The organism is Rhizobium oryziradicis (assembly GCF_001939045.1).
GTDB lineage: Bacteria > Pseudomonadota > Alphaproteobacteria > Rhizobiales > Rhizobiaceae > Allorhizobium > Allorhizobium oryziradicis.
Genome location: NZ_MKIM01000028.1, coordinates 422,938 through 435,034 on the forward strand (window position 1 = coordinate 422,938; position 12,097 = coordinate 435,034).

At 54.4% G+C, this 12,097-nt stretch carries 12 protein-coding genes; 4 read left to right on the plus strand and 8 right to left on the minus strand.

Features of this window, described 5'->3' with window-relative positions:
• The first annotated feature begins 35 nt into the window (after positions 1–35).
• Positions 36–680, plus strand: coding sequence for a uracil-DNA glycosylase family protein (locus BJF95_RS17540; RefSeq protein WP_075640717.1), 645 nt, complete (start codon positions 36–38; stop codon positions 678–680).
• A gap of 65 nt (positions 681–745) precedes the next feature.
• Positions 746–1,234: an Lrp/AsnC family transcriptional regulator gene (locus BJF95_RS17545; RefSeq protein WP_075640718.1), complete on the plus strand. Its 489-nt coding sequence runs from the start codon at positions 746–748 to the stop codon at positions 1,232–1,234.
• A 44-nt stretch (positions 1,235–1,278) separates the two neighbouring features.
• Here BJF95_RS17545 and BJF95_RS17550 read toward each other — a convergent pair whose 3' ends face one another.
• Together BJF95_RS17550 and BJF95_RS24480 are read right to left on the minus strand one after the other, a co-directional pair.
• A complete protein-coding gene (locus BJF95_RS17550) occupies positions 1,279–2,148 on the minus strand; it encodes an NAD(P)-dependent oxidoreductase (protein ID WP_075640719.1) in 870 nt (289 codons plus the stop codon).
• A gap of 94 nt (positions 2,149–2,242) precedes the next feature.
• Positions 2,243–2,524: a helix-turn-helix transcriptional regulator gene (locus tag BJF95_RS24480; protein ID WP_075640720.1), complete on the minus strand. Its 282-nt coding sequence runs from the start codon at positions 2,522–2,524 to the stop codon at positions 2,243–2,245.
• Between the two features lie 84 nt (positions 2,525–2,608).
• Here BJF95_RS24480 and BJF95_RS17560 point away from each other — a divergent pair, with 84 nt between their 5' ends.
• Positions 2,609–4,438 carry a cation:proton antiporter domain-containing protein gene (locus BJF95_RS17560; RefSeq protein WP_075640721.1) on the plus strand — a complete coding sequence of 610 codons (1,830 nt, stop codon included), beginning with the start codon at positions 2,609–2,611 and terminating at the stop codon, positions 4,436–4,438.
• Here BJF95_RS17560 and pip read toward each other — a convergent pair.
• The gene (pip, locus tag BJF95_RS17565) at positions 4,407–5,381 is read right to left on the minus strand and encodes a prolyl aminopeptidase (protein WP_075640722.1); all 975 of its coding nucleotides are present in this window, start codon (positions 5,379–5,381) and stop codon (positions 4,407–4,409) included. The genes BJF95_RS17560 and pip overlap by 32 nt on opposite strands.
• 22 nt (positions 5,382–5,403) lie before the next feature.
• Positions 5,404–6,213, minus strand: a complete 810-nt coding sequence (locus BJF95_RS17570; RefSeq protein ID WP_075640723.1) for a class I SAM-dependent methyltransferase — start codon at positions 6,211–6,213, stop codon at positions 5,404–5,406.
• Positions 6,214–6,440: 227 nt separating this feature from the next.
• Here BJF95_RS17570 and BJF95_RS17575 point away from each other — a divergent pair, with 227 nt between their 5' ends.
• The gene (locus BJF95_RS17575; protein WP_075640724.1) at positions 6,441–8,765 is read left to right on the plus strand and encodes a methyl-accepting chemotaxis protein; all 2,325 of its coding nucleotides are present in this window, start codon (positions 6,441–6,443) and stop codon (positions 8,763–8,765) included.
• A gap of 278 nt (positions 8,766–9,043) precedes the next feature.
• Here BJF95_RS17575 and BJF95_RS17580 read toward each other — a convergent pair whose 3' ends face one another.
• The 4 genes from BJF95_RS17580 to BJF95_RS17595 form a co-directional block, all read right to left on the minus strand.
• Positions 9,044–9,310: an usg protein gene (locus BJF95_RS17580; protein ID WP_075640725.1), complete on the minus strand. Its 267-nt coding sequence runs from the start codon at positions 9,308–9,310 to the stop codon at positions 9,044–9,046.
• Positions 9,311–9,592: 282 nt separating this feature from the next.
• On the minus strand, positions 9,593–10,423 hold the full coding sequence (locus BJF95_RS17585) for an ABC transporter permease (RefSeq protein ID WP_075640726.1): 831 nt from the start codon (positions 10,421–10,423) through the stop codon (positions 9,593–9,595).
• Positions 10,420–11,223 (minus strand): ABC transporter permease, encoded by an 804-nt coding sequence (locus BJF95_RS17590; RefSeq protein WP_075640727.1) that lies wholly within the window; start codon positions 11,221–11,223, stop codon positions 10,420–10,422. The genes BJF95_RS17585 and BJF95_RS17590 overlap by 4 nt, the downstream gene beginning before the upstream one ends.
• Before the next feature lie 94 nt (positions 11,224–11,317).
• A complete protein-coding gene (locus tag BJF95_RS17595) occupies positions 11,318–12,094 on the minus strand; it encodes an ABC transporter substrate-binding protein (RefSeq protein WP_075641122.1) in 777 nt (258 codons plus the stop codon).
• Positions 12,095–12,097: the final 3 nt, after the last annotated feature.

The following is a 12,097-nucleotide window of genomic DNA, read 5'->3' on the forward strand; positions in this document are numbered from 1 at the left end:
ATGGGCCGCAATGTGGCGATCGCGAATAGGTGACAATGACAGACGATCAACGAAGGCGAGAAATCGCAGCGCTGCTGCAGGCCGTGCAAGCCTGTCGACTCTGCTATGAATGTCCGGCGGGCGGCCCGGAAAAACAGCTCCCCCATGAGCCAAGGCCGGTTGTGACGCTGTCGTCTTCGGCGCGCATTTTGATTGCGGGGCAGGCCCCCGGCAAACGGGTGCATGAAACTGGGCTTCCCTTTAATGACGCCTCCGGCGACAGGCTTCGACAGTGGCTCGGCATTGATCGTGACAGCTTTTATGATCAAAGCCGATTTGCCATTGTGCCCATGGGTTTTTGCTTTCCGGGCTATGATGAGCATGGCCATGATCTGCCGCCGAGGCGCGAGTGTGCGCCGCTGTGGCGTGAGCGCATCATGCAATCGATGCCGCAGATTGAGTTGATTTTGTTGATCGGCCAATATGCGCAAAAGTGGCATTTGGGAAAGCGCCGAAAGCCGGGTATGACGGGAACGGTCGAGGCATGGCGCGAGTATTTTTTCAGCAATGAAGCCGGGCCAAAAATGCTGCCGCTACCGCATCCGAGCTGGCGCAATACCGGCTGGCTCAAAAAGCATCCGTGGTTTGAGGCGGATGTTCTTCCCGTGTTAAAAAAGGAAGTGGATCATCTCATAAGGTGAGAGCATTTGGCTGTCATCTGTGCTTTTTTGGGATATACCGGAAAAAAATTTCGATTGGATCGCATATGGATCGTCTGGACAGAAAAATTCTTCGTATTTTGCAAGAGGATTCAACTCTTGCCGTCGCGGATCTTGCCAAGAAGGTTGGTTTGTCGACAACGCCCTGTTGGCGGCGGATTCAAAAGATGGAAGAAGATGGCGTGATCATGCGTCGTGTGGCGCTGCTGGACCCGGCCAAGGTGAACACCAAGGTCACGGTGTTTGTGTCGATCCGCACCAACACTCACTCGATTGAATGGCTCAAGCGCTTTTCCGAAGTGGTGGGCGAGTTCCCTGAAGTGGTCGAATTTTACCGCATGAGCGGCGATGTCGATTATCTTTTGCGTGTCGTGGTGCCGGATATTGCGGCCTATGATGCCTTCTACAAACGCCTGATTGCGAAGATCGAGATTCGCGACGTGTCTTCGGTGTTTGCGATGGAGCAGATTAAATACACCACGCAATTGCCGCTGGATTACATGACGCTGGATAACAATAAATCCGGTGAGGAATAAGCGGCAACAGAAGCGGGCAGATGGCCGCCCGCTTCCGATAATTTTTACTTTTCCAATCGCGCCAACAGCGAAGATGTATCCCAGCGCTTGCCGCCAAGTTTTTGCACCTCTGCATAAAACTGATCCACAAGGGCGGTCACAGGCAGGCTCGCGCCATTGTTTTTGGCCTCATTGAGCACGATGCCCAAATCCTTGCGCATCCAGTCGACGGCAAAACCGAAATCATATTTACCTGCATTCATGGTTTTGTGGCGGTTTTCCATCTGCCACGATCCGGCAGCACCCTTGGAAATCACCTCGACGACTTTTTCAATATCCAAACCGGCGCTTTTGCCAAAATGCACGGCCTCAGCCAATCCTTGCACAACGCCCGCGATGCAAATCTGATTGACCATTTTGGTCAATTGTCCGGAGCCTGCTGGCCCCATCAGGCCAATCATCTTGGCAAAGGCTTCAATCACGGGCTTGGCAGTGGCAAACACGGCCTCGTCGCCACCACACATCACGGTGAGCACGCCGTTTTCCGCGCCGGCCTGACCGCCTGACACAGGCGCATCAACAAAGCCGCAGCCCTTGTCTTTGGCAAACGCGTAAAGCTCACGGGCAACATCGGCAGAGGCGGTGGTGTTATCAATCAGAATTGCGCTGGACTTCATGCTGGTCAAGACGCCATCAGCACCAATGGTCACTGCACGCAGGTCATCGTCGTTGCCAACGCAGGTGAAAACAAAATCAGCACCTTTGGCGGCCTCTGCCGGTGTCAAAGCATGGGTGCCGCCAAATTGCTTGACCCAGTTTTCTGCCTTGGCAGTTGTGCGGTTATAAACCGTGACATCATGTCCACCCTTGGTCTTTAGGTGTCCCGCCATGGGGTAGCCCATGACGCCCAATCCGATGAATGCAACTTTGGCCATGCCTTGTTCCTTGCTTGTTTTAATCGCTTTGACTCCCTGTTCGAAGCCCGATTATCCGTCACAAATTATCGCGTGGTGGGCGCAATCAAAAGGGTTAAAGATCAACAATCGGTCCTGTTACGGGTCGATTTTTTAAAAATACACCCAAACCATAGCCGGGCGCATCCATGAAGGCCACGCCACCTGTCTCCAGTGCCAGGCGCAATTGCTCGGCGGTTGTGCGGTGGATGTCATGCCGATCACCCTCAAAATCCCGAATCGTGCTACGCGATACGTGAGAATGTTCCGCGAGCTCAATTTGCGTCCAGTTCAACATGCCCCGTGCCGCTCTGCACAGCGCTGGTGTTAAAATACCGCTTTTATCACCTTGACCCACGTTTCTATACTGCCCATATTGGTCAACATAGAATTTTCATAGCAATGTTTCCGTCTGCTTTCCAGTCTTTGATAAGGAATTCCCATGCCCCATGACACACCACTGATCTCAACAATTGTCGGTGGTCTCGTGTTGGCGTTTATTTTTGGTGTTATCGCGCACCGGTTCAAAATGCCGCCTCTGGTTGGCTATCTGGTTGCCGGTATTCTGGTTGGGCCACACACGCCCGGTTTTGTGGCAGATCAGGGGCTGGCACCCGAGCTTGCGGAAATCGGCGTCATCTTGCTGATGTTCGGTGTCGGACTCCATTTCTCCCTGAAGGATCTTTTGTCTGTTCGTTTTATTGCTGTGCCGGGGGCCGTTGTGCAGATTGGCGTGGCAACGCTGATGGGTCTGGGCATGGGGTATATGATGGGCTGGCCCATCGCTGGCGGCCTGGTGTTTGGCTTGGCGCTGTCCGTTGCCTCCACCGTGGTGTTACTGAAGGCCTTGCAGGAGCGGCGTATCGTTGAGACCGAGCGCGGCAAGATTGCGGTTGGCTGGCTGATTGTTGAAGATTTGGCCATGGTGCTGGCTCTGGTTCTCATTCCGGCCCTGGCCAAGGGTCCAAGCGATGTATCTCACGCCGATCCTGTATCCGTGATGATACAAAACATGCTGGGCATCGATCTGGGGGTTGGCGGTGCAATTGCGTTGACCTTGTTGAAGGTCGCATTGTTTGTGGCCGTTATGTTGGTGTTTGGCCGCCGGTTGATTCCATGGATCCTGCACCACATCGCCCATACCGGATCGAAAGAGCTTTTTCGGCTTGGCGTTTTGGCCATTGCGCTGGGCGTGGCCTTTGGTGCCGCCAAATTGTTTGGTGTATCCTTGGCGCTTGGGGCTTTCTTTGCAGGCATGGTGTTGTCGGAAAGTGAGCTCTCCAATCGCGCAGCGCAAGAAAGCCTGCCCCTGCGTGATGCGTTTGCAGTGCTGTTCTTCGTCTCGGTTGGCATGCTGTTTGATCCAGCCATCATTGTTTCCGAGCCATGGCTGATTTTGGGCACTATTTTCATCATCGTCGTTGGCAAATCACTGGCAGCCTTCCTGATTGTTCTGGCGTTTCGCAAAACCGTGTCAACGGCACTGACAATTTCCGCAAGCCTTGCGCAGATCGGCGAATTTTCCTTCATTCTCGCGGAGTTGGGTGTGGGGTTGAAGATCTTGCCAGAAGAAGGGCGCGATCTGATCTTGGCCGGTGCCATCATTTCCATCGTGCTTAATCCGGTGATGTTCTTTGTTTGTGACCGGATTAAAGATTGGCTGGAGGTCAGGCTCAATGCGGCTCCGGCAACCTTGGCGATGCAATCGGCCTCTCCAGGTGTCGGGGCGGCGGTCCATGCTGAGGCGGTTGTGTCGGATGGTCGGGTTTCGACCGGGCAAAACAATCGTGAAGATGCCCATGTTGTCACCTCGGCGGGTGATGAAGGGGATGTGGTGCGCAGCGCGCTATCGGGCCACGCCGTCGTGGTGGGCTACGGTCGCGTCGGGCAAATTCTTGTGTCCAATCTCAAGGCGTCCAATATTCCAATGCTGGTGATTGAGGATTCCGAACAGCGGGTGCAGGAATTGATGGCGATGGAGGTTCCGGTCATTGGTGGCAATGCAACATCTGAGCGCGTGTTGAAACTTGCCAATCTCGAGGCCGCAAAAAGCATTGCCATTGCTATTCCCAATGTGTTCGAGGCTGGCAATGTTGTGGCCAAGGCGAGGGCGACCAATCCCGGACTGCTGGTTCTGGGACGCGCCCATTCCGATGCCGAGATCGATCATTTGATGAAACAGGGCGCAGATACGGTCATTATGGGCGAGCGGGAAATTGCCAATGGCATGTTGAACCGTCTCAACCAAATTCACTTTGGATCAACTGGATAGAGTGAACAGCTTCAACGATGCACGATGCCATGTTGGGCGCACTGCTGTCATGGCCGCCATCTTCGACCACAATCAATTGGCTGCCCGGCCATGCCTGATTGAGCTGAAATGCGGTTTTCAGCGGACTGCCAAAATCGAGGCGGCCATGAATCAAGACGGCAGGAATGTCAGCTAGCCTGCTGATATGATTCAAAATTTTTCCCTCCGACAACCATGCCCGGTTTGCCCAGTAATGGGTAACCAGTCTGGCAAAGCACAAACGAAAGCGGGCATCGTCCCAACGCGGGTTGGGTGTATAGCCAGGAGTTGTGGCGAGAATGGAATTTTCCCAATCACACCAGGCACTTGCGGCCGGTTCATGAATCATTCTATCCGGGCTTGAAAGCAGACGATGATAGGCTGTTGCGAGATCGGCACCGCGTTCATGGGCTGGAAGATGATCAACGAAGCGCTGATGTTCGCGTGGAAAAAACTGCCCAACGCCATGGGTGATCCATTCGATCTCGGCGTCGCTGGTGGTGACGACCATGTAAAGCACAAAGCCGAGCACGCGATCCGGGTGGGCCTGTCCATAGGCCAGCGCCAGCGTTGATCCCCATGAGCCGCCCACCACCAACCAGCGTTCGATATGGAGAAAGTCGCGCAACGCTTCAATATCGCGCAGCAGATGCGCAAGTGTGTTGTGGCTGAGATCAACGACAGGATCACCCGCATGGGGCAGGCTGCGGCCGCAATGACGCTGATCAAACTGTATGATGTGATAACGGCCCGGATCAAAATATCGACGGGCTGTTTCCGATCGGCCAGAGCCGGGGCCGCCATGCAACACAATGGCTGGAATCCCGTTTGGGTTACCGCTGCATTCAAAATAAAGATGATGGCCATCACCAACTGGTAGATGGCCATGTCTGAAAGGTGTCAGTGGCGGGAAAAGCTTATGCATAATCCCCTCCCGCCGTTTTAAATTAATTCAGGGTTTTAAGCTGGGCAATCACCAGATGGCCGGGCGATGGCTCGCCATCTTGCATGCGCACATTGATGTCGGAAATTTCCAGCACTACAAAACCCGTGGCCGCAAGCCGCTCGCGCACATAGCTTTGCGCGTGCACGAAGCGCTGGTGTGGACCCACTTTATACGGCACGTCCTCGCCCATGGTCTCTGAGGAAAACACAAAAATGCCGCCCAGCGCCAGATTTTCAGACACGCCGAAAAACAATGGCTCAAGCGCGCCGAGATAGGGCAGCACGTCGGTGGCGGTCACCAGATCAAACAGTTCTTCATCATTGTCTTCGAGAAAGTCTTCGACTTCGGCCACGTAGAGCGTGTCGTAGAGGTCTTTCTCATGGGCAATTTCAACCATGTTTTCAGACAGGTCGATGCCGGTGATGTCTTCTGCCATGTCGCGCAGCGTGCCGCCGGTCAGCCCCGTGCCGCAGCCGAGATCCAGCATGCGCTTGAATGGGCCAAGGCCCAATTCTTGCAGGCGCTGGCGCACGATGGCAGGCACCGCATAACCCAACTGCTCGACCAGAATATCTTCAAAATCTTCTGCGTGTTGGTCAAACAGGGTTTCGACATAGGCGTCAGAGGCGCGCGATGGCGTTTCACCGCGCCCCAGCGAGGCAATGCGTACTGCAGCACCTCCGTGATCTTCCGGGTCGATGGCCAATACTTCTTCATAGGCTTTGACGGCTTCGTCAATCTTGCCTGCTTTTTCCAGCGCCAAGGCCCGGTTATAGGCCTCGGACAGCTTTTCTTCATCAATCTTTGCCATTGCGAAACCCTCAAAGCCTGTGCTGCCGCGCAGCTATTGTGGCAGGGAATATCGTCTCAAATACCATTTGGCAACATGAGGAAACCAAACCTTGAGATTTAGCCGGGTTCCTTGCGCCGTGAGGACGGCAGGAACTCCTGCACTGAAAATGGGCAGAAATTAATCACATGTTAGAGGAACAAATATATATTGACAGTTGAATTATCGGATTAACCCGGAGCCAAACGATGTCGTTTTCAATCCGAAACGTGCTGATCAGTGTGTTTGCAATACTCAGCATTCTGCTGGCGGTCCTTGTTGCAAGTTCGCTCTTGAAATCCTACCGAAATTATCAGGTCTATGCTGAGGTCTCAGAACTGACAGGCCTCGACAAGGCGCTTTTTGAGGCACTTCTTGCATTCCGCAGTGAGCGCGGCGATAGCCGCTCCGCTCTGGCGCTCAGCGCGACGGATGGTGCCGGTTCCATTGAATCGATGAAGAAGAAGCGCGCTGCGGTTGACGAGGGTATGACGCAGGCCAAGCTGATTGCGACGCGACTTGCTGCACCGGAACTTGAAGCGCCGGTTGCCAGTGTGATGGGGCGTTATGACGCCTTGCTTGCATTCCGCAAGGTGATTGACGGGGAGTTGGCAAAACCGGTTGATGCGCGCGACGCCAATACCGCCAAGAACTGGATGACGATTGCTGGTGATTTTCTCACCGAGCTGGAAAAAACGTCTCTGAAGGCTGAAGCGCGGATGCGCACGCTCGATCCTTCCCAGATGCCAATGATCCAGACACGCGCCTACGCCTGGGCAACGCGTGCAACCGCTGGCGATGCACTTATCATTCTCAGCAATGCGGTGACATCTGGCAAGCCGATTAACGCAGCGTTGCAGCAAAAGCTTGCGGTTGCCGATTCGAATGCCGCCCTTGCGTGGTACAATGTCAGCATTCTTGTCGATCATCCTCAAACGCCAAAAGCGATCCAGGATGCTTATCAGATCGCGACTCAGTCCTATTTCAAGGGCCAGTTCGCCGATATGCGTGCCGATCTGATCACCAAGATCAGCTCTGGTGAGAACCCGCCGCTGAGCATTGATCAGTGGCGCACGGCCACGACGCCTGCCATCAATTCGATTGCTGCTGTGGCCTCGCTGGCCATGGATACGCTCAACAACGATGCGCAAGCCGCCAAGTCGAAAGCCTTGGTCAACATGTTCTCGTTCCTCGCTCTGTTTATCTTCGTTCTTTTGCTTGGCGCAATCGGCATGCTGGTGATCCTTCGCAAGGTCATTCGGCCAATCGGCACGCTAACCAGCTGCATGCGCACATTGGCCAGCGGCGATCTTTCTGTGATGGTTCCTGGTGCAAAGCGTCGCGATGAAATCGGAGAAATGGCGCGTTCGGTTGAAGTCTTTCAGGTTGCAGCAAAACGAAATCGTGAGTTGGAAACAGAAGCTGAAGAAAGCCGCCGGGCCAATGAACGTGAACGTGCGGAAGTGCAGGCTCGCGCCGAGGCTGAAGCGGAGGCCCGCCTTATCCAGGCAACGGGTACGCTGGCCGCAGGCCTCAAGCGTCTGGCTGCCGGCGACTTGATGTGCGAAATCGATCAGCAATTTGCGCCGCAGTTTGAAGGGCTGCGTCATGACTTTAACACCTCCGTCAAGCAGCTGCGCTCCGTCCTTGTGTCGGTTGGCCAGTCAGCAGGTGCCGTGAGCGGCGGTTCCGGCGAGATTTCCTCCGCTTCGGACGATCTCGCCAAACGCACCGAGCAACAGGCTGCGGCCTTGGAGCAGACGGCGGCCGCCCTTGAGGAAATCACCGCCAATGTCTCGGCAACATCGCGCCGCACAGGTGATGCTCGTAACATCGTTCGCGACACGCGCAACCGTGCAGAGCAGTCTGGCGTGGTCGTGGGGAATGCTGTGACGGCCATGGAGCGAATTGAGCACGCTTCCAAGCAGATCAGTCAGATCATTGGCGTGATCGACGAAATTGCCTTCCAGACCAATTTGCTGGCGCTCAACGCCGGGGTCGAGGCGGCGCGGGCTGGTGAGGCTGGCAAGGGCTTTGCGGTGGTTGCGCAAGAGGTGCGTGAACTGGCGCAGCGCTCTGCCACTGCGGCGAAGGAGATCAAGGCGCTGATCAGCAATTCCGAAATTGCTGTTTCTGAAGGTGTCAAGCTCGTCAATGAAACGGGCGACGGCCTCAATTCGATCTCCGGATTGGTACAGGCAATCAACGAGCATATGGATGCGATCGCATCTGCCGCGCAGGAGCAATCCATTGGCCTCGGCGAAGTGAACTCTGCGGTCAATCAGATGGATCAATCGACACAGAAGAACGCAGCGATGGTGGAAGAAATGAACGCCGCCTCTGCGGGCTTGGCTCAGGAGGCCGCCAATCTTGCAGACCTGCTCCGTCAGTTCCGCACAGGGCTGGAGGGGACGGGAGCAGAGAACCAGCGTGTCCGGACACAGGCTCCATTGGTTTCGCCAAATCGCGCGCGCTCCCAGCAGATGACGGCTGGAAACACGGCGCTTGCCCGCGATAACTGGCAGGAGTTTTAACGCTCCTCTACCGCATCGGTCCGAAACGTGGAAACCCGTTTTCGGACCGATGCTTTTAATGATGAAAGATTAAACGCACGGTGGACCTGGCGTGTCACATGGTCTTTTTGCGTTTGATACAATGAATGGCATCGTCAGCAATGATTGTGCGCCGCAGACCAAGGTTAGACGCGCTCACGCATTTTTGCTTTGAGGACATTGCAAATATCTCAAATGCTGTCCAAGGGCTTGAGATATTTGCAAAAGGGATACCCAGTGAAACGTTCAATGCCTTTGTATCAGTGCAGAATGAACTCGCCCTTCAGGGCGCGCCATTCGTTGGCAGCAATCAGCTTGCGATGGACGTAGCGGACTGAATGCAGCGGCCCATCCAGCTTTTCCTGCCAGAATTTCAAAAAGCTCTGCATTTCGGGAAAATCCGGTGCCAGATCATAGTGCTGCCAAAGATAGGTTTGCAGTACGCTTGGATGATCCGGCATGCGGTAGAGAATGTGTGCGGTTGTCAGGCCGTAGCCTTTCAGCATCATTTCCATGTCTTCGTTCATGGTGACCTCGCTTTCAATCCCACAGGTTGCGCGCGGAACAGATGCCGACAGGACATCCGCTCCGCATCGGCTGTGCCGATAGAGGAATGGTTCCATGTCAGGCTTAATCGAGGCTTAACAAAACTGTCATATTCAAAAAAATGATTTAAATATCAGTGTGTTAGCAGCTTATTGGCGTGAGTGCTGCTAATGTGCTTTGCGTTTATGGGATTCAATCGAGCCGCGCCGTATTCGTCTTTGAGGCTGTCGCGCTCAAATCAATCCGGTTGAGCGCGACATGATTCAGCGTTTGAGATGGCGGGTAAGGTATTTCTCAATCGCGGCCCAGACGTGGCGCAGTGTTTCCACAATTGCGAGATAGAAAATCGCAGCCCATAAATAGGCCTGATAATCAAAGGTGCGCGAAAAGGCGTAGCGGGTTTGGCCCATCAAATCGAGCACAGTGATAATGGCCAGAATGGCCGACGCCTTCACCATCAAAATGATTTCGTTGCCATAGGGGCGCAGGGCAACAATCAAGGCTTGTGGCACAATGATTTTCCAAAAGGTTACGCTGCTGGAAAGCCCGAGCGATGCCGCACCCTCGCGCTGACCGCGCGGCACGCTCTCAATTGCACCGCGCAAGATTTCGGCCTGATAGGCGGCCGTGTTGAGGCTGAGGGCCAGAACACCGCAATACCACGCATCGCGGAAGAACCACCACAAATCCACCTGCTCAAAGGCGTCTCGAAACCCGCCCAAGCCGTAATAGATCATGAAAACCTGCGCCAGCAGCGGTGTGCCGCGAAAGACATAGACATAGGCAAAGGTGATGACATTGGCGATTCGATTTTTCGACATGCGGCCAATGGCAATCGGCACCGACAACACCGCACCACAAACAATCGAAACAGCAACGATCAACAGCGTGGTGACCAGGCCATCAAGAAGCCGTGGGCCGTATTTGACAAACTTATCCTGATCCCAATTGGTGATCATCATCGCCAGCAAACCAACGCCAAGGGCGGCCCAGATCACCAAAAGCACAATGCCAAGCACGCGCGCCGGGTTGAGGCGCGTATAGGCCGCCGGCGGGGCGGGGCGGGGCGGAATAAGGTCTTGTGAATAGCTCATCGGCTTGCTCCAGCGCGTTTTGTCCAGCGATCAATAAAGCCAATGGCAATCGACGATAGAACGGCCAGCACGAGATAGAGCGCGCAGGCGATGAGATAAAACAGGAAGGCTTCTTTGGTAACGCGTGCTGCAATGCCGGTTTGGCGGATAATGTCCGTGAGACCGACAACGGAAACAAGGGCCGTGTCTTTCAAAAGGTTCATCCACAAATTCACGATTCCCGGCAGAGCGATGCGAATGAGTTGTGGTAAAATAACCAGCAACATCGTTTTGGTTTTGGACAGGCCAATGGCCGCACCCGCTTCATATTGGCCATTGGGAATTGCCTTGAACGCCGATTGCAGCACTTCGGCGCAATAGGAGGAAAATACGAAGGCCAAAGCAATCATGCCAGCAAAGAAGGCATTGATTTCGAGCCGCTCCTGAAAGCCAATCGCGGCGAGAGCTGCTTGCAGAAAAATTTGCAGGCCGTAATAGACAATGAACAGTGTCAGCAATTCGGGCAGGCCACGAAAAATCGTGGTGTAAATGGCAGCGGCGCGCCGCAATGGTTTTTCCTGGCTCTGGGCTGCCAGAGCGATCAAGAAACCGATGGTCAAACCGATGGGCAAAGTTGCGCAGGCAAGCGTGACCGTGACTTTGAAGCCAAAGCCAATTTCATCACCCCAGCCAGAATCGCCACAGGCAAGGAGGGTGTTGTTCGCAAACAGCGAGAAAACCCCGACACTGCCGCAAAATGGATCGAAAATATGCGAAACGAACGCCCAGAGAGCGTCGAGCGCGGAAGCCAGTCCGCTCATTGAGCCAAATCCCCGCGCGGTCTTTGCCGCTTTATTGTTGGGTCAAAATCTCTGGCGGATGATTTTTCACCCGCCAGAGGCGTCTTAACCAGATTTATTCGTCGCCGTAAACGTCGAAGGTGAAATACTTTTCGTTGATCTTCTTGTAGGTGCCGTTGGCGCGGATGGCGGCAATGGCCTTGGAGAAACGATCAGCAAGGGCGGTTTCACCTTTGCGCACGGCAATGCCTGCACCTTCGCCGTTGATGGCGACATCAACCGGCAGCTTGGTGAGGATCTTGCAGCAGGCACCCGCGTCGCTCTTGGTCCACTGTGTCAGCACAACGATATCATCGATAACGGCGTCAACGCGGCCATTGGCAATATCCAGCTTGTACTCATCTGCGGTTGGATAGAGCTTCAGCTCAGAGCCGGGCATATGCTTTTCAGCATAGTTGGCGTGAGTCGTTGCCGATTGCGCACCGATGATCTTGCCCTTCAGGTCATCCAGGCTTTTGATCTTGGAATCTTTTGGCACGGCAATGGCTGGTGGCGTGTTGTAATATTTCTTGGAGAAGTCAACCTTTTGCAAGCGCTCCGGCGTGATCGACATAGAGGCGACGATGGCGTCGAACTTCTTGGCCTGAAGGCCGGGAATCAGTCCATCCCAATCGTTGCTGACAAAGGTGCAGGTCACCTTCATTTCGGTGCACAGAGCTTTGGCGATATCGATGTCAAAGCCTTCAAGCTTGCCATCGGTGGTGAGGCTGTTGAACGGAGGGTAAGCACCTTCTGATGCAATAACGAGCTTTTCTTCAGCCATTGCATTGCCCGCAAACAGCGACAGCGCGGTAATGGAGGCAGCGGCGAGAAAACGAATTGAAATACGCATGAG

What these genes read in the sequence shown, in the direction of transcription:
- BJF95_RS17540 (WP_075640717.1), top strand. Translation starts at nt 36, where the DNA reads ATGACAGACGATCAACGAAGGCGAGAAATCGCAGCGCTGCTGCAGGCC.
- BJF95_RS17545 (WP_075640718.1), top strand. Translation starts at nt 746, where the DNA reads ATGGATCGTCTGGACAGAAAAATTCTTCGTATTTTGCAAGAGGATTCA.
- BJF95_RS17550 (WP_075640719.1), bottom strand. Translation starts at nt 2,148, where the DNA reads ATGGCCAAAGTTGCATTCATCGGATTGGGCGTCATGGGCTACCCCATG.
- BJF95_RS17560 (WP_075640721.1), top strand. Translation starts at nt 2,609, where the DNA reads ATGCCCCATGACACACCACTGATCTCAACAATTGTCGGTGGTCTCGTG.
- pip (WP_075640722.1), bottom strand. Translation starts at nt 5,381, where the DNA reads ATGCATAAGCTTTTCCCGCCACTGACACCTTTCAGACATGGCCATCTA.
- BJF95_RS17570 (WP_075640723.1), bottom strand. Translation starts at nt 6,213, where the DNA reads ATGGCAAAGATTGATGAAGAAAAGCTGTCCGAGGCCTATAACCGGGCC.
- BJF95_RS17575 (WP_075640724.1), top strand. Translation starts at nt 6,441, where the DNA reads ATGTCGTTTTCAATCCGAAACGTGCTGATCAGTGTGTTTGCAATACTC.
- BJF95_RS17580 (WP_075640725.1), bottom strand. Translation starts at nt 9,310, where the DNA reads ATGAACGAAGACATGGAAATGATGCTGAAAGGCTACGGCCTGACAACC.
- BJF95_RS17585 (WP_075640726.1), bottom strand. Translation starts at nt 10,423, where the DNA reads ATGAGCTATTCACAAGACCTTATTCCGCCCCGCCCCGCCCCGCCGGCG.
- BJF95_RS17590 (WP_075640727.1), bottom strand. Translation starts at nt 11,223, where the DNA reads ATGAGCGGACTGGCTTCCGCGCTCGACGCTCTCTGGGCGTTCGTTTCG.
- BJF95_RS17595 (WP_075641122.1), bottom strand. Translation starts at nt 12,094, where the DNA reads ATGCGTATTTCAATTCGTTTTCTCGCCGCTGCCTCCATTACCGCGCTG.